A 23,476-nucleotide genomic window follows, 5' to 3' on the forward strand; every position below is an offset into this window, starting at 1 on the left:
ATGATCGACGGTGTCGCCGGGCGGGTCCGGTCCTTTCAGAATGCGGTCAGCCGGATCAGCGCCGCTCCACTGCTGGTTCGGGCCGCGATCTTCGTCACCGTGCTTGCCGGGTTCGTCCTCGCCTTCCCCGCTGAGGTGTTGTCCGGTCGGCCGATCCTGTTCCTGACTGTCGCCGCACTGTTGCCGGCTTTCGGCCCGCGCCGGGTCTGGGCGACGTTCACGGCGTTGGTCACGATTGGTGGCTGGTTGGTCGCCACCGACGGGTACGGCCGCCCGGTCGCCCTCTGGCGTCTTCTCGCCCTCGCGGCCCTGCTCTATCTGGCGCACACCCTCTGCGCGCTGGCCGCGCTGTTGCCCTACGACGCGGTGGTGGACCCGGAGATGATCACCCGTTGGTTGTTGCGGACGGCGGCCGTCCTGTTGGGCACCGCCGTGCTGGGGGTGCTGTTGTTGCAGGCCGGGGACACCGGTGGGGAGGCCGGATACCAGTGGGTCACGGTGCTTGGCCTGCTGCTGGCGGTGGGTACGGCAGCGTTGCTGGGCTGGCTGTTGCGACGGCGGTGACCGTTGCGACCTGAGGGTTACCCAGGTCACATGGGTTGTGCTCCGTCACAGATGGGGGCCGCGAGCGGGATTACCTGAGCCGGCCGGGGAAAGATAGACAACGTGAATCCGAAGCGGATCCTTGTGGTGGGTGCCGGGCACGTCGGTCTGTACGCGGCGCTGCGCCTGTCGAAGAAGCTCAGCTCCCGTGAGGCTGAGGTCATGGTGGTGGATCCCCAGCCGCACATGACCTACCAGCCGTTCCTGCCGGAGGCGGCGGCGGGCAACATCTCCCCGCGGCACTCCGTGGTGCCCCTGCGGCGGGAGTTGCGTCGCTGCAAGATGGTGGCCGGCACTGTCACGCGGATCGAGCACGGCCGCAAGGTGGCCACCGTGCAGCCGATCAGCGGCCCGGCCCGGGAGATCACCTACGACCACGTGATCGTGGCGCCGGGTTCGGTCTCCCGCACTCTGCCGATCCCCGGCCTGCACGAGCAGGGCATCGGATTCAAGACCATCGGCGAGGCGATCTACCTGCGCAACCACGTACTGGACCGGCTCGACGTGGCTGCGGCCACGCCGGATCCGGACGTCCGCCGTGCGGCGCTGACCTTCACCTTCGTGGGCGGTGGGTACGCCGGCATCGAGGCGCTCGCCGAGATGGAGGACATGGCTCGCGACGCCCTGCGTTACTACCCGGAGCTCAAGCAGGACGAGGTTCGCTGGGTGCTGGTCGAGGCCACCCAGCGGGTGCTGCCCGAGGTCGACCGGGACATGGGCGCCTACACAGTCCAGCAGTTGATGAAGCGGAACATGGACATCCGGCTGGACACCCGGCTCGAGTCCTGCGTCGACGGGGTGGTCAAGCTCTCCGACGGTGACAGCTTCCGGTCCGACACGATCGTGTGGACGGCCGGCGTGAAGCCGTCGCCGATGCTGGACTCGACCGACTTCCCGCGCGACGACCGTCGGCGGATCACCTGCCTGCCCACTCTTCAGGTGGTCGACGGCGACCAGGTGGTCGAGGGCGCGTGGAGCGCCGGTGACTGCGCCGCCGTGCCGGACCTCACCAAGGAGCCGGGCAACTTCTGCTCGCCGAGCGCCCAGCACGCGGTGCGCCAAGCCGCTCGGATGGCCGACAACATCACGGCCGTGATCCGGGGCCGCGAGCCGGTCAACTACAAGCACAAGCACGTCGGCAGCGTCGCGAGCCTCGGGCTGCACAAGGGCGTCGCCCAGGTGTACGGGATCAAGATGACCGGCTGGCCGGCGTGGGTCATGCACCGGACGTACCACATGAGCCGGATCCCGTCGTTCAACCGCAAGGTCCGGGTGGTCGTGGACTGGTCGTTGGCGTTCTTCCTCAAGCGTGAGGTGGTGGCCCTCGGGCAGCTGCACGACCCGCGCGAGGAGTTCGTCGAGGCGTCCCAGCCGGTCGGCGCGCCGCGCGTCTGATCTCAGGTACTGCGAAAGGGCCCCTCCCGGTCGGGAGGGGCCCTTTTGTGCTCCGGTGCCGGCAGCACCCAGCCGATCATGGAGTTGTGGTGCCGGTTTGGTTCCACAGCGGGCGCTTTGTCACCCACCACAACTGCATGATCGACCCGGTGGGGGTGGGGTGGCGGGGGTGGCGTCAGACGCGCCAGATCCAGGCGTCGGCGATCCGGGTGGCGGGGCCGTAGAGCTGCTCCAGGGTTGCGCGCAGACTCTCGGCGTGCGGGGCGTCGTCGGCCAACGCGATGCAGGAGGCACCCCAGAACTGGGCGTCCCGTGCGGCCTGGCGGCGCTGCTCGTCGCCGATGGCCGGTTGGTCACCGCGCCGGGCGACGTCCGCCAGCAGCGCGGAGGTGGGCTGCTTGAAGGTGCCCATCGCCGCGGTGCCACCCCGCCCGTACGGGCCGATGAAGAACCCTTCCGGCAGACCGAAGGCGGCGTCGGCAGCGGTCGCCCAGCGCATCGGCCAGGGCTCCTTCGGCGTCGGAAGCGGCACCGGGACGAGCACCCCGCCGGGGCGTACGCACTGCCGCCAGTGGCCGCCGCTGACGAATTCCGGCACGGCGGGCCGTTCGGCGGTCGGCAGCGGGGTCGGGAAGATCGGCAGCAGTGCCGCGCCGACGGCCAGGGGCACGAGCCGTCGAGCCCGTCCGGTGCTGCGCAGAGCCCGGTCGACGGCCAGCACCACCAGCGTCGCGATGATCGGCAGCAACGCCAGCGCGAACCGCATCGGCAACGCGCCGTCCACCACCGGCAGCCCGCCGATCAGGGCGTACGGGCCGGGCAGCGCTGTCCTGGTGCCGCCGAGCACCACCTCCGGGCCGAGCGAGAGCGCACCCATCACGAGGCCCGCCACCACGCAGGCGAGGACCAGTCGGCGTCGCCCGGCCCAGATCGCGCAGACCGCGGCGACCACCAGCAGCGGCCAGCCGAGGAAGGTGTTGTACTCGGCCGGGCCGGTGGTCAGCCGGGCGGACTGGTCGCTGCCGGCAACCGACAGGGGGGAGATCGTCCACCAGCTACTCAGGTCGGCGGAGAAGTAGGCCGGCGTGAACATCCCGTCGGCGACTCCCTGCGGGCCGGCGAACTGGAACCACAGCGGGTAGCCGAGCACCAGTAGGGCGAGCCCGGCGGCGATCGCCAGCCCGCCGGCGAAGCCGGGCAGCGCCCGCCGGGCCAGGTCCCGGTCCGCCACGGCGTAGCTGATCGCCATCACCAGCAGCGTGACGGCGGCGAGGAAGAGCACCTCCTCGCCGATGAAGACCTGCGCGGTGACCGCGGCCGCCAGTCCCGCCGCCGAGGTGAGCATCCGCCGGCGATCCGGCCCGGGGAGCCGGTCGCGACCGGTCCCGTCGAGAGTCGTGCGCCCCGGGTCGGATGCCCGCAGCAGTCGGGCCACCAGCCAGACGATCACCGGCACCAGCCACTGGGCGGTCATGTGCAGGTGGCTGTTGGTCTGCGAGATCATGCCCGGGCCGAACCCGCAGATCCCTCCGCCGAGCGCGGCGGCGAGCCGGCGGGCGCGCAGCGTCCGGTGGAACAGCAGGTACCAGGCGAAGGCCGTACCAGCGAGGTTGGCGGCGGCGAGCAACGCGAAGGTGACCGGCGCGCCCAGCAGCAGGGTGACCGGCGCGAAGACGATGCCCAGCGCGATCACCGTGGTGTTGGCCATCAGGTTGACGCCGTCGGGAGCGTTGAGACGGTCGGTGAGCAGGCCGAAGTCGCCGAGCAGCGCGCGGGCGTCGACGGCCAGGAACCACTCGTAGAGGGCCTGGTCCTCCGGATTGAGGGCCAGCGTGCGGCCAGCCGGGTCGGGCCACAACCCGTGGGTGACCCAGCCGGCCAGCACCGCGCAGACCAGAGCGGCCAGCAGATCCAGCCGGTGCCGACGGACGGCGGCCAGGAGCCGAACGGCCCGGGGCCGGCGGTTGACCTGATCGGCGAGGCGGAAGGCCTGCTCAGGGGCGGCGTCGGGGGCCGTGGGGGCTGCGCTGCTCACGGCATCGACCCTAATGTGACCGGCCCCACGGGGTACGTCGGGTCGCCGCAGACCCGCTACGGTGACATTGCATCGTGCGTGTCGGCGCGCCGGTGCCACCCGCCCGGGTGGTGGAAAGGCAGACACGGCCGCCTTAAAAGCGGCTGCCGAAAGGCGTGCGGGTTCGACCCCCGCCCCGGGCACCGGTCGGCTCCCACGCATTCTCATTCGTGATCACCAGGACTTGGCTGCGCCGTTTACTCTTGGAGGGCACGTTCACGTGCAAACGACCCCCTGAGGGAGGCCAGACAGTGAAGACCTCGAACCCGGTGCTCGCCCGGCTCGGCCAAGCGGCCGAGCGGGAGCGCTCCGCCGGGTACGCCCCGGCCGGGCCGTACGGACAGCCCGGCATTCCCCAGCAGTACCCGTCCCAGGCCGGTTACCCGGCTGCGCCGCCCACCGTGGCGCCCATGACCGTCGACGACGTGGTCGTCAAGACGGTCGCTCTGCTCGGCATCCTCGGCATCACCGCCGCGGCCGCCTGGGTGCTCGTGCCCGACTCGCTGGTCAGCACCGCCTGGATCGGCGCGGCGGTGGTCGGCCTGGTCCTTGGCCTGATCATCTCGTTCTCCCGGATGGCCAACCCGGCACTCGTCATCGCGTACGCGCTCGTCGAGGGCGTTTTCGTCGGCATGGTGAGCAAGGCGTTCGAGACGCGCTACGACGGCATCGTGCTCCAGGCCGCCGTGGCCAGCTTCGGCATCTTCTTCCTGATGGCGATGCTCTACAAGGCGAAGGTCATCCGGGCCACCCCTGCCTTCGTCAAGGGCATGATCGCGGTGATGGTCGGCCTCTTCGCCGTCATGCTGATCAACTTCGTGCTGGCCATGTTCGGCGTCAACACGGGCCTGCGTGACGGCAGCCCGCTGGCGATCGGTTTCAGCCTGGTCTGCATCGTGGTCGCCTCGTTGAGCTTCGTGCTCAGCTTCAAGGAGATCGAGGACGGCGTCCGGATGGGCCTGCCGCAGCGCTACTCCTGGGTGGCCGCGTTCGGCATCCTGGTCAGCCTGGTCTGGCTCTACATCGAGATCCTGCGCATGCTGAGCTACTTCCAGGGCGACGACTGACCTCGTCCGCTCTGCCGACCGGCGCCCGCTCCCGCTCTTGCGGGGGCGGGCGCCGTCGTTCGCACCGGGCCCGCCGTTTCGCCGCCAGCGCCGGGCCGCCCGGGGCAGAGTGACTGCAAGGGCGTGTGTCAAAGCCTCGGTCGAGCCGAGGCGGAGTCCAGGCGGCGGTCCGCCAATTCCCAACGCGGCCGGTCGTCGTCTGGGCCCGTCGCAGGCCGGCCAGGGGCTTTGACACACGCCCTGGGGGTACGCGGGCGAAGGAGGCGGCGGTGCGCAGCAACAACCCGGTGCTCAACCGGCTGGACGAGACCGGCCGGGTGGAGGCCCGGGTGCTCGGCTCCCGCGACGTCGAGCCGATGACTGTCGACGACGTGGTGGTCCGTACCGTCGGACTGCTGGTCGTCACCGGCGCGACCGCGGCGGTGTCCTGGGTGGTGATCCCCGACGTGGCCTGGTTGGGTGCCGCGCTGGCCGGCAGCGCCCTCGCCTCGATCGCGTTGGTCCTGGTCATCTCGCTGCGGGGGATCACCAACCCGGTGCCGATCGTCGGCTACGCCCTGCTCCAGGGCTTGCTGCTGGGGGTGGCGAGCCGCGCGTTCGAGCAGGTCTATCCGGGCATCGTGGTGCAGGCGGTGGCCGGCACCTTCGGCGTCTTCCTCGGCATGGCGGCGCTCTACCGGGCCCGGGTGATCCGGGCGACGCCCCGGCTGGCCCGCCTGGTGATCGGCACGTTGCTCGGCATCGCCGTGCTCAGTGTCGTCAACCTGGTGTCGTACCTGATCTCCGGGCGACCGGGGCTGGAGGTCTACAGCGTCAGCGGGGAGGTCGGCTGGCTGCCGTACGCCTTCTCGGTGGTGGCCATCATCGCCGGGGCGTTCAGCTTCATCCTCGACTTCGACCTCGTCGAGCGTTCGGTGCGCGACGGCCGACCCCGCCGGTACGCGTGGCTGAGCGCGTTCGGCCTGCTCACCGGGTTGGTGTTCCTCTACTGGCAGCTGCTGCGGCTGCTCAGTTACCTGCGCCGTTGACCGGGCCGACCAGGCGCGGTCGGTGCCGGCCGTAGACTCGGCGGCGATGAGCGCAGCGGAGTTGGACAAGGCCATGCAGTTGCTGGTCCGTCAGATCGTGCACTGGCAGCAGCCGCGCTGGTCGGCCATCGCGACCGCCGGCAACGTGTCCCGCGCCGACCTGGTGCACCGTCTGGTGCAGGAGATCGCCAACCTGGCCGCCGACGCCGAGGGAGAGCCGCGTCGGGTCGTGCCCCGGCTCGACAATGACCTTGCCCTGCCCGATCAGCTACGGGTGGTGACAGCGGACCTGCTGACCGCCGACCCGGGGGCCGAGGCGTTGGCCCGGGCCGCCGCCGAGGTGGCGGCGACCCGCAGCGCGCTCTGAGGTCAGTTCAACCGTTCGAGCACCATGGCCATGCCCTGGCCGCCGCCGACGCACATGGTCTCCAGACCGATGGTCTTGTCGTGCCACTCGAGGGCGTTGAGCAGGGTGCCGGTGATCCGTGCGCCGGTCATGCCGAACGGGTGGCCGATCGCGATCGCGCCGCCCATCACGTTCAGCTTCTCCTCCGGGATGCCCAACTGGCGGTAGGAGGGGATGACCTGAGCGGCGAACGCCTCGTTGATCTCCACGAGGTCGACGTCGTCGATGGTCATGCCGGCCCGCTTCAGGGCCTGCCGGGACGCCTCGACGGGGCCGAGGCCCATGATCTCCGGCGACAGGGCGGTCACACCGGTGGAGACGATCCGGGCCAGCGGGGTGAGCCCGAGCTCCTCGGCCCGCTGGGCGCTCATCACCACCACGGCGGCCGCGCCGTCGTTGAGCGGGCAGCAGTTGCCCGCGGTGATCCGGCCGTCCGGGCGGAACACCGGCTTGAGACCGGAGACCGCGTCGAGCGTGACGCCGGCACGGGGACCGTCGTCGGTGCTCACCACGGTGCCGTTCGGCGTGGTGACCGGGGTGATCTCCCGGGCCCAGAAGCCGTCGGCGATGGCCTTCTCGGCGAGGTTCTGGCTGCGTACGCCGAACTCGTCCATGTCGGCGCGGCTCACGTCGTGCACCTGGGCCAGGTTTTCCGCGGTCTGCCCCATGGTCAGGTAGATGTCGGGCAGCTCACCGGCCTCGCGCGGGTCGGTCCACACCTCGGCGCCGCCCTGTGCGCGGCGCTTCGAGCGCTCGGCCGCCGCGCCGAAGCGCGGGTTTTCCCAGCCGCCGCCGACGAGGGCCTGCGCATCGGGAGGCAGCCCGTCGGAGCTGCCCCGGGCGTAGCTGGAGACCATCTCCACGCCGGCGGAGACGAACACGTCGCCCTCGCCGGCCCGGATCGCGTGCATCGCCATCCGGGTGGTCTGCAACGACGAGGCGCAGTAGCGGGTCAGCGTGGCGCCGGGCACAGTGTCCAGACCGAGCAGTGTGGACACCACCCGGGCCATGTTGAAGCCCTGCTCGCCACCGGGCAGGCCACACCCGAGGTAGAGGTCGTCGATCGTGGTCGGGTCGAGCTGGGGGATCTTGTCCAGGGCGGCCTGGACGATGGTCGCGGCGAGGTCGTCGGAACGGACGTCGCGCAGGGACCCCTTGTGCGCCCGGCCGATGGGGGAGCGGGCGGTGGCGACGATGACGGCGTCGCGGGACGACTCAATCGGCATGGACCAACGTTAACCCGCCGGTAACATGCGCGGAAGAAGCCGGCGCGGCGGGAAATGTCACCCTGACCGGGAACGATCTAGCGCCGGGTGGCGACCGTCGCGGCGGCGGCGACGGCGGGCAGCAGCGCGTGCGCCCACACCCGGTAACCGTCGGCGGAGGGGTGGAAGCCGTCGTGGCAGAGCGTCCCCGCATCGGCCCGGAACACCGGCCCGGTCTCGGTGCCCAGGTCGACCACCGAGCCGCCAGCGTCCAGCACGGCCGTGGTCTGCGCACGGGCCATCCGCCGCCCGGACCAGCCGACCACCTGGCGCAGCGGAGGCGCGATGGCACGCACCGCGCCGAGATCGGGGCACGTGCCCACCACCACCTCGACCCGCGCCTCCCGCAGGCGGTGCACCGCGGCAGCGAGATAGGCCGCAGAGTCGACCGGCCGGCGCAGCCCGGTGGCGTCGTTCGCGCCGATCAGGATCAGCGCCACGTCGGGCCGCTCACCGAGCAGGGCCCGGGCCACCTGGGTGGCCAGGTCGGTCGAACGGGACCCGGAGACGCCGACGCTGGACAGGTGCACCCGCCGGCCCGTCGGGCCCTCGGCGAGCAGGTTGGCCAACTGCCCGCCGATGGTGTCCTCAAGCCGGTCGACGCCCACGCCCAGCGCTGACGAGTCACCGAGCAGCACCAGCCGCAACGGCGGAGCGCCAGCCCGGCCGATCGTGGCCCGCAGGGCCAGCCCCAGCTCCGGTTGGGCGTACCGCCGGTGCCGGGCCACGAACGCCTCGCCGGCCAGGACGGCGGCACCGCCCACGGTGCCGGTGAGCAGCGAGAACGCCGCCGCCCGACCCAGTCGGCCGGCGAGGCCGGAGATCACGCCCCGCTCGCTGCGCTCGTTCATGCCAGTCCCTCCACTGTCGAGGTGTCCGAGGCGGACCCGTGCGGCACCGCACCGACACCGAAGAACGCCCGCCGGCGCAACTGCGCCCACCGGCCCGCCGGCCCTCGGTCGCGGCCCCGGACCTGGGTGCCGCTGACCTCCGTGCCGGCGTGCCGGGCCGCCTGCTGCGCGGCCTCCGGCAGCGACCGTACGCCCTCGCCCCGGGTCGGTGTGGCCCGTCGTTCCTGCCCAGCGCCGAGCGCGGAGAGCATCGTCGGCAGGAGCGCTGCAGCGGCCATCGCGTACCCCTCGGCGGAGGGATGGAACCGGTCCCAGGCGAACATCCGGGTCGGCTCGGCGGTGAACCGGGGGCCGAGCAGATCACCGAGGGAGACCGTCCAACCGCCGGCCTCGACCACCGCGACCGTCTGGGCTGCGGCGAGTTGGCGGCTCCACCGGTGCGCCAGCCACCGCAGCGGGGGTTGGATCGGGCGGATCGCGCCCAGGTCGGGGCAGGTGCCGACGACCACCTCGCAGCCGGCGTCGCGCAGCGTGTGCACCGCCTCGACCAGGTAGCGCACCGCCAGCCCACGGGGGGTGCGGTTGGTGATGTCGTTGCCGCCGATGAGGATCACGGCGATGTCGGGCCGGCACTCCAGCGCCGCCTCCACCTGGTGCCGCAGCGCCGAGGAGATGGCACCGACCACCGCGAAGCGGTGCAGTCGCACCGGTCGGTGCAGCCGACGGGACAGGCCGGTGGCGAGCAGTGCGCCAGGTGTCTCCCGGCGACGGTGCACCCCGTAGCCGGCCGCCGAGGAGTCACCGAGCACGACCATGGTGAGCGCGGGACCAGGGAACTTCGCGCCGTACGTCCCGTCGCAGCGTGGCGGCGGTGCCTCGGCCATCGGGATGGTGCGTCGGGCCTGCCGGGCCTGGCCGAGCAGCACGCCGCCGGTCGCCACCGCGGCCGCCGCGGTGGCACCCGTCCCGATGGCCGCCAGGCGGGCGAACCGCCGGGCCTGCCGCCAGTGCTCTCCGCCGGGTACGACGGAATCAGCCACCCCCATACCACGACATTATCGCGCCGGTCCGACACGCCGCTGTCGTCGCGACGCCACTCAGGTGCCTGGAAACCGACGCGACGGGGTATCTGTCCAGGAGAGGCCGGCCGACTTGCGCCGACCCGCCACGCTGATCCGGCGGAGAGGAGCGCGACGATGGGGAAGACACTGAAGCGCAGCGCGGCGTTCACGGCCCTCGCGCGGGCACTGGCGGCTGGGGCCCGTGGTGGGCCGTCGTTGGGCACGCGGTTGGCCGCGCTGCCCCGGATGATCCGGGCCACCACCAAGGGGGAGTACGACGGCGGCCTGCGACTGGCCCTGATGACCGCCGCCACGGCGTACATCGTCTCGCCGATCGACCTGCTGCCGGAGATCCCGCTGGCGATCTTCGGGCTCGCCGACGACGCGGTCATGATCACCTGGCTGGCCGGCAGCGTGCTCGCCGAGACCGATCGCTTCCTGGAGTGGGAAGCCCGCCGCAGCTCGGTCATCCCCGGGGGGCTGGTGCCCTGACGGCACGTACGCTGGACGCGAGGAAACGTCTGCCCGGCCGCGGTCGCCGGCGCCGCAACGAAGGGCACACCGTGCAGTACTACGACAACGTCGTCGACATGATCGGCAACACCCCGCTGGTACGTCTGCGTAACGTCACCGAGGGCATCCAGGCCACCGTGCTGGCCAAGGTGGAGTACGTCAACCCGGGCGGCTCGGTGAAGGACCGGATCGCGCTGCGGATGGTGGAGGACGCCGAGGCCGCCGGCCTGCTCAAGCCCGGCGGCACCATCGTCGAGCCGACCAGCGGCAACACCGGCGTCGGGCTGGCCCTGGTGGCCCAGCTCAAGGGCTACAAGTGCGTCTTCGTCTGCCCCGACAAGGTCAGCCAGGACAAGCAGGACGTGCTCCGGGCATACGGCGCCGAGGTGGTGGTCTGCCCGACCGCTGTCGCTCCGGAGGACCCGCGCTCGTACTACAACGTCTCCGACCGGCTGACCCGGGAGATCCCCGGCGCCTGGAAGCCCAACCAGTACAGCAACCCGGCCAACCCGCGCTCGCACTACGAGACCACCGGCCCGGAGCTGTGGAAGCAGACCGAGGGCGGGCTCACCCACTTCGTGACCGGCGTGGGCACCGGCGGCACGATCTCCGGCATCGGGCGCTACCTCAAGGAGGCCTCCGAGGGTCGGGTGCGCATCATCGGAGCCGACCCGGAAGGTTCGGTCTACTCCGGGGGCACCGGCCGTCCGTACCTGGTGGAGGGCGTCGGCGAGGACTTCTGGCCGGAGACGTACGACCAGGGTGTCGCCGACGAGATCGTCGAGGTGTCCGACAAGGCGTCCTTCGAGATGACCCGGCGGTTGGCCCGCGAGGAAGGGCTGCTGGTCGGTGGCTCTTGCGGGATGGCTGTGGTCGCCGCGCTGGAGGTCGCCCGCAAGGCCGGCCCGGACGACGTGGTGGTGGTGCTGCTGCCGGACGGCGGCCGGGGCTACCTCTCGAAGATCTTCAACGACTCGTGGATGGCCCGGTACGGCTTCCTCGACAACTCCGGCGCCGAGCCGACAGTGGCCGACGCGCTGGCCAGCAAGCCGGGCGCGCTGCCCGAGCTGGTGCACGTGCACCCGACCGAGACGGTCCGTGACGCGATCGACTACATGCGGGAGTACGGCGTCTCGCAGCTGCCGGTGCTCAAGGCCGAGCCGCCGGTGGTGACCGGTGAGGTCGCCGGCTCGATCGCCGAGCGGGACCTGCTCGACGCGCTCTTCACCGGCCAGGCCCACCTGCACGACACCATCGAGCGGCACATGGGCGACCCGCTGCCGATGATCGGTGGCGGTCAGCCGGTCAGCGAGGCCGTCGGCCTGCTGGAGAAGTCCGACGCCGCGCTGGTCCTGGTGGACGGCAAGCCCAAGGGCGTCCTCACCCGCCAGGACCTCCTGGCCCACCTCGGCGCCCACTGAGTCCCGTCCCGGTGCCCCGCCTGCGGGCGGGGCGCCGGGCCACCCTGTCGCGCCCTTTGCTCTGCATACGCATACGCACCACCCACGGCCACGGCCACGGTCACCGCTGGTGCGTGTTGGTAAGCAGAGCAAAGGCGCCGGCGAGGACTGCTCAGAGAGGGCGGGCGTAGCGCAGTTGGAGTGTGGGGGCAAGGCCGATCTGCTCCTCACGCTCCGCTCCGGTCGGGGTCCAGCCGCCGCGCTCGTAGAAGGCGCGGGCGTGGGAGTTGTCCCGGAGCACCCAGAGCACCGCCCGCTGCCATCCTCGCGCCCGCATGGCGTCCAGCGCGTCCACCATCAGCGCGCGGCCGACGCCCCGGCCCTGCTCGCCCGGGTCGAGATGGATCGCGTTGAGCAGCCCGGTGGCCGGGTCGTCCTCGTCGTCCGGGCCCAGGTAGCTGAACCCGGCCAGCGTCCCGGCCCGTTCGGCCACGAACATCCGGTGGGTGTCCCGCTCCCATTGCCACCGCTCGACCCAGTAGCGCCCCATCGCCTCCGGCGTCGGGTCGGCCAGCGCCTCGGCCGGCAGGAACGAGGAGTACGTGGCGACCCGGGAGCGTTGGTGCAGGGCGCCCACCGCCATCAGGTCGTCACCGGTTGCTGGGCGGAGCGTGACGGTCATCCGGCCGAGGCTACCCGGCGGGGTGGGAGCTGCACCACGGTCAGGTCCTCGGCGATGATCAGGTCACCGTCGAAGTGCGCGCGTGCCTCGTCGTGGAACCGGCGCGGGTCGGAGTAGCGCTGGGAGAAGTGGGTGAGCACGAGCCGGCGTACACCGGACTCGGTCGCCACCCGGGCGGCCTGCGCCGCGGTCAGGTGGCCGACCTCGGCGGCGAGCGCGGCCTCCGACTCCAGGAACGTCGACTCGATGACCAGCAGGTCGGCGTGCTCGGCGAGGGCGTACACCCCGTCGCAGAGGCCGGTGTCCATCACGAACGCGAACCGCTGCCCCGGCCGGGGCTCGCTCACCTCGTCGCGAGTGACGCGACGTCCGTCGAGGTCCAGGTGCCCGACGCGGATCAGCTCGCCGACAGCCGGCCCGGCGATGCCGTACGCGCTCAGCTTCTCCGGCAGCATCCGGTGGCCGTCCGGCTCGACCAGCCGGTAGCCGTACGTCTCGATGGGGTGCCGCAGTCGGCGTGCCTCCAACGTGCCGCAGCTCAGCGCGATCCGTTGGCCGTCCGTCTCGATCGGAGTGACCTGGAGTTCGGCGGTCTCGTAGAAGGAGGTCGCGTGCCGGAGCCGGGCGAAGTATTCGGCCCCGCCGGCCGGGAAGTGCACGGCGACCGGGTGTGGCACCCGGTCCAGGGAGAGTCGCTGGATGGTGCCGGGCAGGCCGAGGCAGTGGTCGCCGTGGAAGTGGGTGACGCAGATCCGGGTGAGGTCGGTGGCGGTGACACTGGTGTGCAGGAGCTGACGCTGGCTGCCCTCACCCGGGTCGAAGAGGATCACCTCGTCGTCCCAGCGCAACACGTACCCGTTGTGGTTGCGCTGACGGGTCGGCGCCTGGCTGGCCGTCCCGAGCACCACCAGCTCGCGCATGGACATCGCCGGTCCTCCGGATATCTCGCCGGTCCTCCGGATATGGAGCGACCCCCGGGGCGCTCCGCGCTGTTGCGCGGGCCGGCTGGACTTGGCCGGCACCCCGGGGGTCGGGTGGCTGTCGTGGATTCGCCGCACCGCTGCCACACGGTCTCGACGATGGTGCTGTTGCCCACCTTGCGGCGGGCCGATCACTGTCGAGGACAGCGGCTAGCTGACAGCCACCTCACGAGTCCGATTGCTATACAAGTCTGGACCACCTCCCTTCACGTGTACGGCCACGTTATCGAGTTCCCGGCGGGCTCGGCAACGGATTTCGATCACACGGTCAGATGGGAATGCCCGGCCGCCTCATCGGCGGCCGGGCATCACGCTGGTGCAGGTGGCGGTGGTCAGCCGGCGACTCGGGCCACGCCGACCGGGCAGCTCAGCCCGTTCGGGCCGTGGTTGCAGTAACCGTTCGGGTTCTTGGTCGGCGCCAGATACTGCTGGTGGTAGTCCTCGGCGAAGTAGTAGCTGCCGAGCGGGGCGATCTCCGTGGTGATCTCACCCTTGCCGGCGCGCGTCACGATCGGCTGGAACGCGTCCCGGGACGACTCCGCGATGGCTCGCTGCTCGTCGGTGGTCGTGTAGATCGCCGACCGGTACTGGGTGCCCACGTCGTTGCCCTGGCGCATGCCCTGGGTCGGGTCGTGGTTCTCCCAGAAGACCTTCAGCAGGTCCTCATAAGTGATCTTGCTGGGGTCGTACACCACCTGGACGACCTCGGCGTGCCCGGTCCGGCCGGAACACGTCTCCTCGTACGTCGGGTTCTTGGTGACGCCACCCGCGTAGCCGGCGGAGGTGGTGTAGACACCGGGCAGCGTCCAGAACAGCCGCTCGGCGCCCCAGAAACAGCCCATGCCGAAGACCGCGACCTGCAGGCCCTCCGGGAACGGGCCCTTCAGCGGGGTGCCCAGCACCTCGTGGCGGTCGGCGACCGGCATGGCGATCGGACGGCCCGGCAGGGCCTGGTCGGGCGAAACCATCTCGGCGTTCATACGGCGCAAAAACACGTGGGGATCTCCTCTCGTACCTCTCCCAGCGTGTAACACCGGTGGGTCCACCTTCCTTACCCGCGCCGGTGTGAGTCAGGCCCCGCCCGGGAGTGCGGCGGCGACCCGGTCCGCGTGCGTCCGAGCGTCGGCGTCGTCCTCGTAGCGGGTACGCGGCCAGAAGAAGCCCCGCAGTCCGTCGCCCTTGGTCCGTGGAACCACGTGGGTGTGCAGGTGCGGGACGGACTGGGACACCTTGTTGTTCATCGCCACGAACGTCCCACCGGCCCCCAGACCGGTCTCCACTGCCACCGCCAGGCGCTGGACCAGCGCGAAGTAGCCGGGCAGCAGGTCGGACGGCAACTCGGCCAGGGTCACCAGGTGAACCCGGGGGACCACCAGCACATGCCCCTTGAACACCGGCCGAGTATCCAGGAACGCCACCCCGTCCGGGGTGTCGGCGACCTTGAAGGCCGGCACCTCACCCGCCACGATCCCGCAGAACACGCACCCGCTCATCCGCCCAGGCTAGGCGGCGGCCGGCGACGCGCGGGCCCCCCACGCCCGCACCGCCTGTGGTACTCATCTATCGAAATAAATCAGCGCAGGTGTGACCTGCGCTCCGAAAGGACGAACCTTGCAGATCAGAAGAGGCGCCACCGTGGCCCTGGCGGCACTGACCGCCGGGCTGCTCACCGGCGCGTTCCCGGGCCCCGCCGTGGCGGCTGCCACGCCGACCGCCACCCCGCTGCCGCTGACCCAGGTGGCCGACGTGGTGTCCGCCGGCGACCGGGTCTTCCTCAGCGGTGGCCGCTCCTCCACCGACGTCGTGGTGGCCAGCGCGACCGGCGCTCTCGTCGGCACCCTGGCCGACCTGCCCGGCCCCACCGACCTGCTGCTCAGCGCCGACCGGCAGACCCTCTACGTGGCGCTGCCCAGCGCCAACGCCATCGCCGCCTTCGACACCGGCTCCCTGATCGAGTCGGCCCGCTACGACACCGGCGTGGGCGAGTGTCCGTCGTCACTGGCGTTGACCGGCCGGTACCTGTGGTTCGGCTACGGCTGCGACCAGTGGGGTGGCAACATCGGCCGGATCGACCTGGGACGCCAGCCGGCCCGGGTGACCACGGGGATGGCCACCACCCAGGACTTCTACGGCGCTCCGCTGCTGGCCGCTGCCAGCCAGAACCGTTCGGTGCTGCTGGCCGGGCAGGCGGGGTTGAGCCCGGCGTCGGTCTACGCGTACGCGATCGGAGCGGGGGGAGCACTGACCCTGCTACGGGCGAACGACTGGACGGCGATCGGCAGCAACCTGCAGGACATCGCCCTCGACCCGACCGGTACCACCCTCTACACCGCCTCCGGTGCCCCGTACGAGGTGCAGGCGTTCCCGTTCGCCGACATCAGCATCCCCTCGGCGACCTACCAGACCGGTGCGTACCCGAATGCCGTCGAGGTGTCCCGCGACGGCAGCCGGATCGCCGCCGGAGCGGACGCCAGCTACGCGCCGGACGTGTTCCTCTTCCGGTCGGACGGCACCGCGTTGGCCCAGTTCGAGCTGGGCGACGAACTCAGCCCGGGCGCGTTGGCCTGGGCGCCCAACGGAGCCCGGGTCTATGCGGTCTCCTACGACTGGACCGGGGCCAACCCGGCCACCCTGCACGTCCTGCCCGTCCCGGCCACCTGACCGGGCCCCGGAAGCACGGGGGCCGGGCCGGTTGGTCCGGCCCCCGCCTGGGAGCGCGGGTTCCGTTCCAGTCCTCGGGACGGGGGATTAGCCTCACGAGCATGAACCACGGCTTCGAGACGCTCGCCATCCATGCCGGCCAGGACCCTGAGGCCCGTACCGGCGCGGTGATCCCACCGATCTACCAGACCAGCACGTACGCGCAGGACGCCGTCGGCGCGCCCCGGCTCGGCTACGAGTACAGCCGCTCGGGCAACCCGACCCGCGACGCGCTCCAGGAGTGCCTGGCAGCGCTGGAGGGCGGGCCGGTCGGCCTCGCCTTCGCCAGCGGCCTGGCGGCGGAGGACACCCTGCTGCGCGCCGTGTGCCAGCCGGGCGACCACGTGGTGATCCCGGACGACGCGTACGGCGGCACGTACCGGCTCTTCGCCCGGGTCGCCCAGCGCTGGGGCCTGGAGTTCACCCCGGCCAAGGTCTCCGACCCGGACGCGATCCGGGCGGCGGTGCAGCCCGGCCGCACGAAGATCGTCTGGCTGGAGACGCCGACCAACCCGCTGCTCGGCATCGCCGACATCGCCGCCCTGGCCGGTGTCGCGCACGACGCGGGCGCGCTGCTGGTGGTCGACAACACCTTCGCCTCGCCGTACCTCCAGCAGCCGATCGCGCACGGCGCGGACGTGGTGGTGCACTCCACCACCAAGTACATCGGCGGGCACTCCGACGTCGTCGGTGGCGCGCTCGTCGTCGCCGACGCCGCACTCGGCGAGGAGCTGCGCTACCACCAGAACGCGATGGGCGCGATCAACGGCCCGTTCGACGCCTGGCTCACGCTGCGCGGCATCAAGACCCTCGGGGTACGGATGGACCGGCACTGCGACAACGCCGAGCGGCTCGCCGCGTACCTCGACGGGCACGCCAAGGTGGCCCAGGTGATCTACCCGGGGCTGCCCTCGCACCCCGGTCACGAGGTGGCCGCGAAGCAGATGCGCCGGTTCGGCGGCATGATCTCGTTCCGCGCCGCCGGCGGTGAGGACCACGCCGTCGAGATCTGCAACCGCACCAAGCTCTTCGTGCTCGCCGAGTCGCTGGGCGGCGTGGAGTCCCTGATCGAGCACCCGGGTCGGATGACACACGCAAGTGCTGCCGGCTCGCCGCTTGAAGTTCCCGGCGATCTCGTGCGACTGTCTGTCGGCATCGAGACGGTCGACGACCTGCTCGCCGATCTGGAGCAGGCGCTGGGCTGACCGCTGGGGAGGATGGCCGTGCAGGACATCAAGGCGACCTGGGTCGGGACGACCGCCAAGCAGATCGCCCGGGGCGTACGCCGGGGTGACGTCTCGGCCACCCAGGTCGTCGCCGACCACCTCGAGTACATCTCCCGAGCCGACCGCGAACTGGCCGCGTTCCGCGCCGTTCGCGGCGGCGAGGCGATCACCGAGGCGGAGAAGGTCGACGAGCAGGAGGACCTGGCCAACCTGCCGCTGGCCGGGGTGCCGGTGGCGGTCAAGGAGAACACTCCGGTCGCCGGCCTGCCCACCTGGAACGGGTCGGCGGCCGCCCGCAGCGACGTTGCCGAGGCCGACCACGAGGTGGTGCGTCGGCTGCGCGGTGCCGGCGCGGTCATCCTCGGCGTGACCCGCATGCCCGAGCTGGGGCTGTGGGCACTCACCGACGACGACAGCGCGGTGACCCGTAACCCGTGGGACAGCACGCGTACTCCCGGGGGGTCCTCCGGTGGCGCGGCCGCCGCGGTGGCGGCCGGGCTGGTGCCGATCGCGCACGGCAACGACGGCCTCGGTTCGATCCGGATCCCCGCGGCCTGTTGCGGCCTGGTCGGGCTCAAGCCCGGTCGCGGCGTGGTTCCCTGCCAGCTCGGCGCGGACGACTGGTTCGGTCTCACCGAGCACGGCATGCTGACCAGCACCGTCGCCGACGCGGCGGTCGGCTTCTCGGTGCTCGCCGGTCGGCGTCCCGAGAAGCTGGTCCCGCCGCAGCGGCTGCGGGTGGGCGTCTCGCTGCGATCGCCGGTGCGCGGTGTCGCACCCGACGCGCCGAACCGGGACGCGGTCGCCGCCGCCGGCCGGCTTCTCGCCGCCGCCGGGCACGACACGGTCCCCGCCGACCCGGTCTACCCCACCGCGCTCGGCCTGCAGGGCATCGCCACCTGGTTCGCCGCCGCCGCTACCGACGTCCGGGCCTCCGGGCTGGACCGGCGTGGCCTGCAACGGCGTACCCGGAGGCACGTCGCGCTGGGTGAGTGGGCGCAGCGCCGCGGCTACGTGCGGGAGGCCGACCGTGCCGCGTGGCGGCAACGGTCGGTCGACTTCTTCACCGACCACTCGGTCGACCTGCTGCTCACCCCGGCGCTGGCCACCGCGCCGCCCGAGGCGGCCCGCTGGTCGGAGAGGTCCTGGCGGGCGAACATGACAGCCAACATCCGGTACGCCCCGTACGCCGCTCCGTGGAACATCGCCGGCCTGCCGGCGGTCGTGGTGCCGGTGGGTCGACGCCCGGACGGCCTGCCGGTCGCCGTGCAACTGGTCGGTCCGCCCGGCTCGGAGCTGCTGCTGCTCGGTGTGGCCGGTCAGTTCGAGATGGCCGCCCCGTGGGCGCGCCACGCCCCGGGCTATCCCCGCGTCGGAACGGGGTCGCCGGCCACCGCATGATCGTCTACGGTGTGCGCGCATCAACGCGCGGACCGGGGGCTTTCATGCACTGCCAGACCTGTGGGGGCGCCACGTCCCCCGAGCACAACGAATGCCAGCGGTGCTACACGCCGCTGGGCCAGCCCGCCGTCGCTCCCGGGCTGCCGACCTACCGGGTGCGCGGGCTCGGTCTGGCCGTCCGCATCGCGGTCGGCGCGACCACCGTGCTGTACCTGGCGGTGGCGCTCTCCCCGCTGGTGGGGATGGCCCTGGCTCGGCAGGCCCGGGTCGACAACGAGCATGAGCTGCTGCTCGCCGCGTTGATCGTGCAGGTGGTGCTGTCGCTGCCCATGGTGGCCGCGTACCTCACCGCCGCCGTGCTTGTGATCATCTGGACGTGGCGGGCGCGGAAGAACATCGAGGCATTCCCAGGTGCGCTGCCGACGCTCGGTGCAGGGTGGGCGATCGCCGGTTGGCTGGTGCCCTTCGCGAACCTCGTGATGCCGGTCCGGGTGATCGCCAACGTGGCGCGGGACAGCCTCTGGCGGCGCTTCACCCCGACCCTGGTGACCGTCTGGTGGAGTGCCTGGCTGGTCTTCAGCATCGGCGAGCGGGTGGTCAGCCGCCTCGACAGCCGGGCGTACGACAAGCTGCCGGAGACACCATCCACCAACGGCGACTACCAGGCGTACGGCGACTACTACCGCGACTCGCTCCTGCGCAACGCCGTGCCCGCGGTGGCCTGCGTGATCGCCGCGGTGGCGCTGTACCTGCTGATCCAGCGGATCTCCGCAGCCCAGGAGGCCCGCGTCGCCCGCGCGGCGCCGGCGTGGCCGAACGCCCCGGTCTGGCCGAACGCCCCGGTCTGGCCGGCCGGGTCGGTCCCGGCTGGTTTGGCCCCGGGGCCGGGCCCGGTCGGTGCGCCGCAAAGGACTCCGGAGGCGGGTGGCACGATCGGGGCATGACGGAACTGGTCAGTCTCGACGACGTGCGGGCCGCACGGGAGTTGCTCGCCGGCGTCATCCGGACCACTCCGCTGGAGCCCTCCCGTCCGCTCAGCGCGGCGCTGGGCGGGCCGACCTGGCTCAAGTGCGAGAACGTGCAGCGTGCCGGCTCGTACAAGGTGCGGGGCGCGTACGTGCGGATCTCCCGGCTGTCGGCCGAGGAGCGGGAGCGGGGCGTGGTCGCGGCCAGCGCGGGCAACCACGCGCAGGGCGTGGCCCTCGCCGCCGGCCTGGTCGGCACGCACGCCACCGTCTTCATGCCGGTCAACGCGCCGCTGCCGAAGGTGGCCGCCACCAAGGGGTACGGCGCGCAGGTCGAGTTGGCCGGCAACACCGTCGACGAGTCGCTGGTCGCCGCGCACACGTACGCCGAGCGCACCGGCGCGGTGCTGATCCACCCGTTCGACCACGCCGACGTGATCGCCGGTCAGGGGACGGTGGCGCTGGAGATCCTCGAACAGTGCCCGGAAGTGAAGACGATCATCACCGGGGTGGGTGGTGGCGGGCTGATCTCGGGCATGGCGGTGGCCGCGAAGGCGTTGCGACCGGACGTCCGGATCATCGGCGTCCAGGCCGCCGGTGCGGCGGCGTTCCCGCCCTCGCTGGTGGCCGGGGAGCCGGTCCGGCTGCCCACCTTCTCCACCATCGCCGACGGCATCGCAGTCGGTCGGCCGGGGGAGATCACCTTCAACCACGTGCGGAAACTCGTCGACGAGATCGTCACGGTCTCCGAGGAGGACATCTCCCGGGCCCTGCTGATGCTGTTGGAACGCGGTAAGCAGGTCGTCGAGCCGGCCGGGGCGGTCGGCGTCGCCGCGTTGCTGGCGGGCGTGGTCGAGGTGGAGACGCCGGTGGTCGCGGTGCTGTCCGGCGGCAACATCGACCCGTTGCTGATGCTGCGGGTGATCGAGCACGGGTTGGCCGCCGCGGGTCGCTACCTGCGGGTGACAGTGCGCTGCTCGGACCGGCCGGGACAACTCGCGTCGCTGCTCAGCCAGATCGCCGAGCACCGGGCCAACGTCGTGGACGTGGAGCACCAGCGGGCCAACCCACACCTCGGCCTCGGCGAGGTGGAGGTGGCGCTGTCGGTGGAGACCCGGGGCGTGGAGCACTCGGACACGCTGATCAGCGCCCTGCGGGCCAGCGGCTACCAGGTGGTTTTCGCCGCCGAGGCGTGACACCGGTGGGTGCCACGCCTCGGAAGCGGTGCTGGGGAGCGGCTCGTGGGGCCGCCGCCGATCAGCCGGAGAACGGCTCGAAGCTGACCACTGTCACCTTGATGTCGGCGCCGCTCGGCGCCGTGTAGGTGCAGGTCTGCCCGGGCCGACCACCCAGGATGGCCTTGCCGAGCGCCGACTCGGGGCTGTAGACGGTCAGGTCGGTGGTGGCCGCGATCTCCCGCGAACCGAGCAGGAAGGTCTCGGTGTCGTCGGCGTCGTCATCGAAGTAGATCGTCACGACCATGCCGGGCGAGACCGCGTCCGCCGTCGGCGCCTCGCCGACCTTCGCAGTGCGCAGCAGTTCCTGGAGGTAGCGGATGCGACCTTCGGCCTTGCCCTGCTCCTCGCGGGCGGCGTGGTAGCCGCCGTTCTCCCGCAGGTCGCCCTCCTCGCGCCGAGCGTTGATCTCGGCTGCGATGGCCGGGCGGTTGGCGATGTGCTCGTCGAGCTCGGCCTGGAGGCGGTCGTGCGCGTCCTGCGACAGCCAGGTGGCGGGCGCCTCGTTGCCAGTGGACACAGGCGTTCTCCTCAGTTGTGCGTGGCTGGCTGACAGGTGAACTACCAAGTTACCAGTGCAGTACGACACAGGGTGTCGGCCATCACCGCCGGTGCCCGGATCCGACACCGCGCGTAGGTGCTTTCCGGCCCTCGTGGCCGGGGCTGTTATGGCAGGTCAGGACACCGGTCGGCAGCGCATGACCTCGCCGATGAACGGCCGTGCGGTGGTGGCCAGGCGGTGCCGGGTCGTCACGTGCCGGCTGCCGGGCTCGGCGGTCACCGTGACCTGTTCGCGAGCCACCTCGGCGCCCGCGCGGTCCCGGGCACGCAGCAGGCAGACCGCCGATCCGCCCGACGGCACTGTCACCCGAAAGTCGACCAGCACCTGATTGTCCGTGATGTCGGTGTAGGTGATCACCTGGGCGTCATAGACCGGGTCACCGTACTGGCGGTAGAGCCGGACGGAGATCACGGTCAGCGTGGCCACGAGCGCCAGCAGCACCACCGCCGCCAGCAACGTGCGTCGCCGCCGTCCGCCCGGTGCGCGGCGGCGGCCGTAGCGCCCGGCCGGGAAAACCGGAGCACCTCGTGAAATTGTGGCGTGCGTCTCGGTCACCGGCGGGTATCTCCTGGCGTTGTTGTCGGCGGCATCAGCAAGAATGACAGAGTCCCATCCTCCCACCCGGTCCAGCGGCAGGAATGGCAGGTCATGCCCGCGCTGCTGACCGACGACTGGGGTGCGGTGAGGAAAGATCCCGGCAGGTCAGCCGGTCGAGCCCGGTCGGGTCCACCGTCCGGCACAGACGAGGAGCGCCGACGTTGGCAGAGCAACTGCGTCTCATGGCCGTGCACGCGCACCCGGACGACGAGTCGAGCAAGGGCGCAGCGACGATGGCGAAGTACGTCGCGGAGGGGGTGGACGTCCTGGTCGTGACGTGCACGGGCGGCGAGCGCGGGAGTGTGCTCAACCCCAAGCTCGACCGGCCGGACGTGTGGGCCAACATCGCCGAGATCCGGCGTGCCGAGATGGACGCCGCACGGGCGATCCTCGGCGTCGACCAGGCGTGGCTCGGCTTCGTCGACTCCGGCCTGCCCGAGGGTGACCCGCTGCCGCCGCTGCCCGAGGGTTGTTTCGCCCTGCAGGACGTCGAGGTGGCCGCCGGGCCGCTGGTGCGGCTGATGCGCGAGTTCCGTCCGCACGTCGTCACCACGTACGACGAAGAGGGCGGCTACCCGCACCCGGACCACATCATGTGCCACAAGGTGAGCATGGCCGCGTTCGAGGCCGCCGGTGACCCGGAGCGCTACCCGGAGCTGGGCGCGCCCTGGCAGCCGTTGAAGCTCTACTACGACATCGGCTTCTCCAAGGGCAAGATCATGGCCCTGCACGAGGGCATGCTGGCCGCCGGTCTGGAGTCGCCCTACGAGGAGTGGCTCAAGCGGTGGGAGGACCGGCCCGACAAGGGCCCTCGGATCACCACGCGGGTGGAGTGCGCTGACTACTTCACGGTTCGCGCCGACGCGCTGCGCGCCCACGCCACCCAGGTCGACCCGGACGGCTTCTGGTTCCAGGTTCCGATGGAGCTGCAGCAGCGCGCCTGGCCGACCGAGGACTACGAGCTGGCACGCTCGATGGTCGACAGCCCGCTGCCCGAGTCGGATCTCTTCGCCGGCGTACGGGAGACGGCCCACGCACGCTGATTTCCGTCGGGTCTACCCTGGTTACCAACCGCACATCGGAGGAACGCCATGCTGACCGCTGCCCAGGTGCTCGCGGAGAACAACTTCGGGGACACCCGCACGGGTGGTCTGGCCGGGCCGATGGGCCTGTTCCTCATCCTGCTGCTGGCCACCGCGACCATCCTGCTGATCCGCAACATGAACGCTCGGCTGCGCCGCCTGCCCGACCGGTTTCCGCAGCAGGCGGGGCCGACCGACCCGACCAGGGCCGATGCGGCAGTCGTCGATCCGACAGACGGGACCGGGGGGCGTGATTCATCCACGCCCGCTCCCAATGGGCACCAGCAGCAGCGGAACGGGTAGTCCGCGCATGAATCACGCCGAACCGGTTGGTCGCCCCCTGTTGCGGCCACCCGGTTTGGCTTAGCCTTCCGCCGGGGGGA

General features: G+C 71.6%; 23 protein-coding genes, 1 tRNA gene and 1 pseudogene. 15 read left to right on the plus strand and 10 right to left on the minus strand.

Annotated elements, in window-relative coordinates; genetic code table 11:
• Positions 1 to 3: 3 nt before the first annotated feature.
• Together KBX34_RS00095 and KBX34_RS00100 are read left to right on the plus strand one after the other, a co-directional pair.
• Positions 4 to 564: a hypothetical protein gene (locus KBX34_RS00095; RefSeq protein WP_374223639.1), complete on the plus strand. Its 561-nt coding sequence runs from the start codon at positions 4 to 6 to the stop codon at positions 562 to 564.
• Between the two features lie 102 nt (positions 565 to 666).
• A complete protein-coding gene (locus KBX34_RS00100) occupies positions 667 to 1,998 on the plus strand; it encodes an NAD(P)/FAD-dependent oxidoreductase (RefSeq protein ID WP_088946248.1) in 1,332 nt (443 codons plus the stop codon).
• Positions 1,999 to 2,173: 175 nt separating this feature from the next.
• On the opposite strand, the gene KBX34_RS00105 is transcribed toward KBX34_RS00100, so the two are convergent.
• A complete protein-coding gene (locus tag KBX34_RS00105; RefSeq protein ID WP_210922548.1) occupies positions 2,174 to 4,033 on the minus strand; it encodes a hypothetical protein in 1,860 nt (619 codons plus the stop codon).
• Positions 4,034 to 4,134: 101 nt separating this feature from the next.
• Here KBX34_RS00105 and KBX34_RS00110 point away from each other — a divergent pair.
• From KBX34_RS00110 to KBX34_RS00125, 4 genes are all read left to right on the plus strand, one after another.
• Positions 4,135 to 4,215 (plus strand) — tRNA-Leu (locus KBX34_RS00110).
• Between the two features lie 108 nt (positions 4,216 to 4,323).
• Positions 4,324 to 5,139, plus strand: coding sequence for a Bax inhibitor-1/YccA family protein (locus KBX34_RS00115; protein WP_099850598.1), 816 nt, complete (start codon positions 4,324 to 4,326; stop codon positions 5,137 to 5,139).
• 269 nt (positions 5,140 to 5,408) lie between these two features.
• The gene (locus KBX34_RS00120; RefSeq protein ID WP_210922550.1) at positions 5,409 to 6,167 is read left to right on the plus strand and encodes a Bax inhibitor-1/YccA family protein; all 759 of its coding nucleotides are present in this window, start codon (positions 5,409 to 5,411) and stop codon (positions 6,165 to 6,167) included.
• 46 nt (positions 6,168 to 6,213) lie between these two features.
• The gene (locus KBX34_RS00125; RefSeq protein WP_247671275.1) at positions 6,214 to 6,534 is read left to right on the plus strand and encodes a hypothetical protein; all 321 of its coding nucleotides are present in this window, start codon (positions 6,214 to 6,216) and stop codon (positions 6,532 to 6,534) included.
• Positions 6,535 to 6,536: 2 nt separating this feature from the next.
• On the opposite strand, the gene KBX34_RS00130 is transcribed toward KBX34_RS00125, so the two are convergent.
• The 3 genes and pseudogenes from KBX34_RS00130 to KBX34_RS00140 form a co-directional block, all read right to left on the minus strand.
• Positions 6,537 to 7,799 carry an acetyl-CoA C-acetyltransferase gene (locus KBX34_RS00130; RefSeq protein ID WP_210922552.1) on the minus strand — a complete coding sequence of 421 codons (1,263 nt, stop codon included), beginning with the start codon at positions 7,797 to 7,799 and terminating at the stop codon, positions 6,537 to 6,539.
• Positions 7,800 to 7,876: 77 nt separating this feature from the next.
• On the minus strand, positions 7,877 to 8,665 hold the full coding sequence (locus tag KBX34_RS00135; RefSeq protein ID WP_370453071.1) for an SGNH/GDSL hydrolase family protein: 789 nt from the start codon (positions 8,663 to 8,665) through the stop codon (positions 7,877 to 7,879).
• Positions 8,657 to 9,735: pseudogene (locus tag KBX34_RS00140) on the minus strand (SGNH/GDSL hydrolase family protein); the annotation flags it as partial. The pseudogene KBX34_RS00140 and the gene KBX34_RS00135, both read right to left, overlap by 9 nt.
• A 150-nt stretch (positions 9,736 to 9,885) precedes the next feature.
• Here KBX34_RS00140 and KBX34_RS00145 point away from each other — a divergent pair.
• Positions 9,886 to 10,242 (plus strand): YkvA family protein, encoded by a 357-nt coding sequence (locus KBX34_RS00145; protein WP_088946255.1) that lies wholly within the window; start codon positions 9,886 to 9,888, stop codon positions 10,240 to 10,242.
• 71 nt (positions 10,243 to 10,313) lie between these two features.
• Positions 10,314 to 11,684 carry a cystathionine beta-synthase gene (locus tag KBX34_RS00150; protein ID WP_210793231.1) on the plus strand — a complete coding sequence of 457 codons (1,371 nt, stop codon included), beginning with the start codon at positions 10,314 to 10,316 and terminating at the stop codon, positions 11,682 to 11,684.
• Between the two features lie 151 nt (positions 11,685 to 11,835).
• Here the strand turns inward: KBX34_RS00150 and KBX34_RS00155 are convergent, their stop codons facing one another.
• The 4 genes from KBX34_RS00155 to KBX34_RS00170 all read right to left on the minus strand — a co-directional run bounded on the left by KBX34_RS00155 (position 11,836) and on the right by KBX34_RS00170 (position 14,818).
• Entirely contained in the window at positions 11,836 to 12,345 is a 510-nt protein-coding gene (locus KBX34_RS00155; RefSeq protein ID WP_210922554.1) for a GNAT family N-acetyltransferase, read from the minus strand.
• Entirely contained in the window at positions 12,342 to 13,271 is a 930-nt protein-coding gene (locus KBX34_RS00160; protein WP_210922556.1) for a ribonuclease Z, read from the minus strand. The genes KBX34_RS00155 and KBX34_RS00160 overlap by 4 nt, the downstream gene beginning before the upstream one ends.
• Positions 13,272 to 13,657: 386 nt before the next feature.
• Positions 13,658 to 14,320 carry a peptide-methionine (S)-S-oxide reductase MsrA gene (gene msrA / locus KBX34_RS00165; protein WP_088946259.1) on the minus strand — a complete coding sequence of 221 codons (663 nt, stop codon included), beginning with the start codon at positions 14,318 to 14,320 and terminating at the stop codon, positions 13,658 to 13,660.
• Between the two features lie 75 nt (positions 14,321 to 14,395).
• On the minus strand, positions 14,396 to 14,818 hold the full coding sequence (locus tag KBX34_RS00170; protein WP_210922558.1) for an HIT family protein: 423 nt from the start codon (positions 14,816 to 14,818) through the stop codon (positions 14,396 to 14,398).
• 118 nt (positions 14,819 to 14,936) lie between these two features.
• On the opposite strand from KBX34_RS00170, the gene KBX34_RS00175 reads away from it, so the two are divergent.
• The 5 genes from KBX34_RS00175 to ilvA all read left to right on the plus strand — a co-directional run bounded on the left by KBX34_RS00175 (position 14,937) and on the right by ilvA (position 20,813).
• Positions 14,937 to 15,986, plus strand: coding sequence for a hypothetical protein (locus KBX34_RS00175; RefSeq protein WP_210922560.1), 1,050 nt, complete (start codon positions 14,937 to 14,939; stop codon positions 15,984 to 15,986).
• A 101-nt stretch (positions 15,987 to 16,087) separates the two neighbouring features.
• Positions 16,088 to 17,230 carry a cystathionine gamma-synthase gene (locus tag KBX34_RS00180; RefSeq protein WP_099850618.1) on the plus strand — a complete coding sequence of 381 codons (1,143 nt, stop codon included), beginning with the start codon at positions 16,088 to 16,090 and terminating at the stop codon, positions 17,228 to 17,230.
• A gap of 12 nt (positions 17,231 to 17,242) precedes the next feature.
• Positions 17,243 to 18,652, plus strand: coding sequence for an amidase (locus tag KBX34_RS00185; protein WP_088946263.1), 1,410 nt, complete (start codon positions 17,243 to 17,245; stop codon positions 18,650 to 18,652).
• Between the two features lie 44 nt (positions 18,653 to 18,696).
• Positions 18,697 to 19,596, plus strand: coding sequence for a DUF4328 domain-containing protein (locus tag KBX34_RS00190; RefSeq protein WP_210922561.1), 900 nt, complete (start codon positions 18,697 to 18,699; stop codon positions 19,594 to 19,596).
• Positions 19,593 to 20,813: a threonine ammonia-lyase gene (ilvA, locus tag KBX34_RS00195; RefSeq protein WP_088946265.1), complete on the plus strand. Its 1,221-nt coding sequence runs from the start codon at positions 19,593 to 19,595 to the stop codon at positions 20,811 to 20,813. Before KBX34_RS00190 ends, ilvA begins: the two co-directional genes overlap by 4 nt.
• Positions 20,814 to 20,874: 61 nt before the next feature.
• On the opposite strand, the gene greA is transcribed toward ilvA, so the two are convergent.
• Both greA and KBX34_RS00205 read right to left on the minus strand, forming a co-directional pair.
• Positions 20,875 to 21,372: a transcription elongation factor GreA gene (gene greA / locus KBX34_RS00200; protein ID WP_099850624.1), complete on the minus strand. Its 498-nt coding sequence runs from the start codon at positions 21,370 to 21,372 to the stop codon at positions 20,875 to 20,877.
• A 156-nt stretch (positions 21,373 to 21,528) separates the two neighbouring features.
• The gene (locus KBX34_RS00205) at positions 21,529 to 21,969 is read right to left on the minus strand and encodes a DUF4307 domain-containing protein (protein WP_088946267.1); all 441 of its coding nucleotides are present in this window, start codon (positions 21,967 to 21,969) and stop codon (positions 21,529 to 21,531) included.
• Positions 21,970 to 22,172: 203 nt separating this feature from the next.
• Between KBX34_RS00205 and mca the strand changes: the two genes are divergently transcribed.
• Positions 22,173 to 23,054 carry a mycothiol conjugate amidase Mca gene (gene mca, locus KBX34_RS00210; protein WP_141907931.1) on the plus strand — a complete coding sequence of 294 codons (882 nt, stop codon included), beginning with the start codon at positions 22,173 to 22,175 and terminating at the stop codon, positions 23,052 to 23,054.
• Between the two features lie 48 nt (positions 23,055 to 23,102).
• Positions 23,103 to 23,396 (plus strand): hypothetical protein, encoded by a 294-nt coding sequence (locus KBX34_RS00215; RefSeq protein ID WP_088946269.1) that lies wholly within the window; start codon positions 23,103 to 23,105, stop codon positions 23,394 to 23,396.
• Positions 23,397 to 23,476 lie beyond the last annotated feature (80 nt).

It is taken from the genome of Micromonospora sp. M61 (assembly GCF_018070245.1).
Taxonomy (GTDB): Bacteria; Actinomycetota; Actinomycetes; order Mycobacteriales; family Micromonosporaceae; genus Micromonospora; species Micromonospora zamorensis.

Bases quoted from the DNA above. Each gene is read 5' to 3' on its own strand.
- KBX34_RS00125 (WP_247671275.1), top strand. From the start codon at position 6,214: ATGAGCGCAGCGGAGTTGGACAAGGCCATGCAGTTGCTGGTCCGTCAG.
- KBX34_RS00130 (WP_210922552.1), bottom strand. From the start codon at position 7,799: ATGCCGATTGAGTCGTCCCGCGACGCCGTCATCGTCGCCACCGCCCGC.
- KBX34_RS00145 (WP_088946255.1), top strand. From the start codon at position 9,886: ATGGGGAAGACACTGAAGCGCAGCGCGGCGTTCACGGCCCTCGCGCGG.
- KBX34_RS00155 (WP_210922554.1), bottom strand. From the start codon at position 12,345: ATGACCGTCACGCTCCGCCCAGCAACCGGTGACGACCTGATGGCGGTG.
- KBX34_RS00160 (WP_210922556.1), bottom strand. From the start codon at position 13,271: ATGTCCATGCGCGAGCTGGTGGTGCTCGGGACGGCCAGCCAGGCGCCG.
- KBX34_RS00170 (WP_210922558.1), bottom strand. From the start codon at position 14,818: ATGAGCGGGTGCGTGTTCTGCGGGATCGTGGCGGGTGAGGTGCCGGCC.
- KBX34_RS00180 (WP_099850618.1), top strand. From the start codon at position 16,088: ATGAACCACGGCTTCGAGACGCTCGCCATCCATGCCGGCCAGGACCCT.
- KBX34_RS00185 (WP_088946263.1), top strand. From the start codon at position 17,243: ATGGCCGTGCAGGACATCAAGGCGACCTGGGTCGGGACGACCGCCAAG.
- KBX34_RS00190 (WP_210922561.1), top strand. From the start codon at position 18,697: ATGCACTGCCAGACCTGTGGGGGCGCCACGTCCCCCGAGCACAACGAA.
- ilvA (WP_088946265.1), top strand. From the start codon at position 19,593: ATGACGGAACTGGTCAGTCTCGACGACGTGCGGGCCGCACGGGAGTTG.
- KBX34_RS00215 (WP_088946269.1), top strand. From the start codon at position 23,103: ATGCTGACCGCTGCCCAGGTGCTCGCGGAGAACAACTTCGGGGACACC.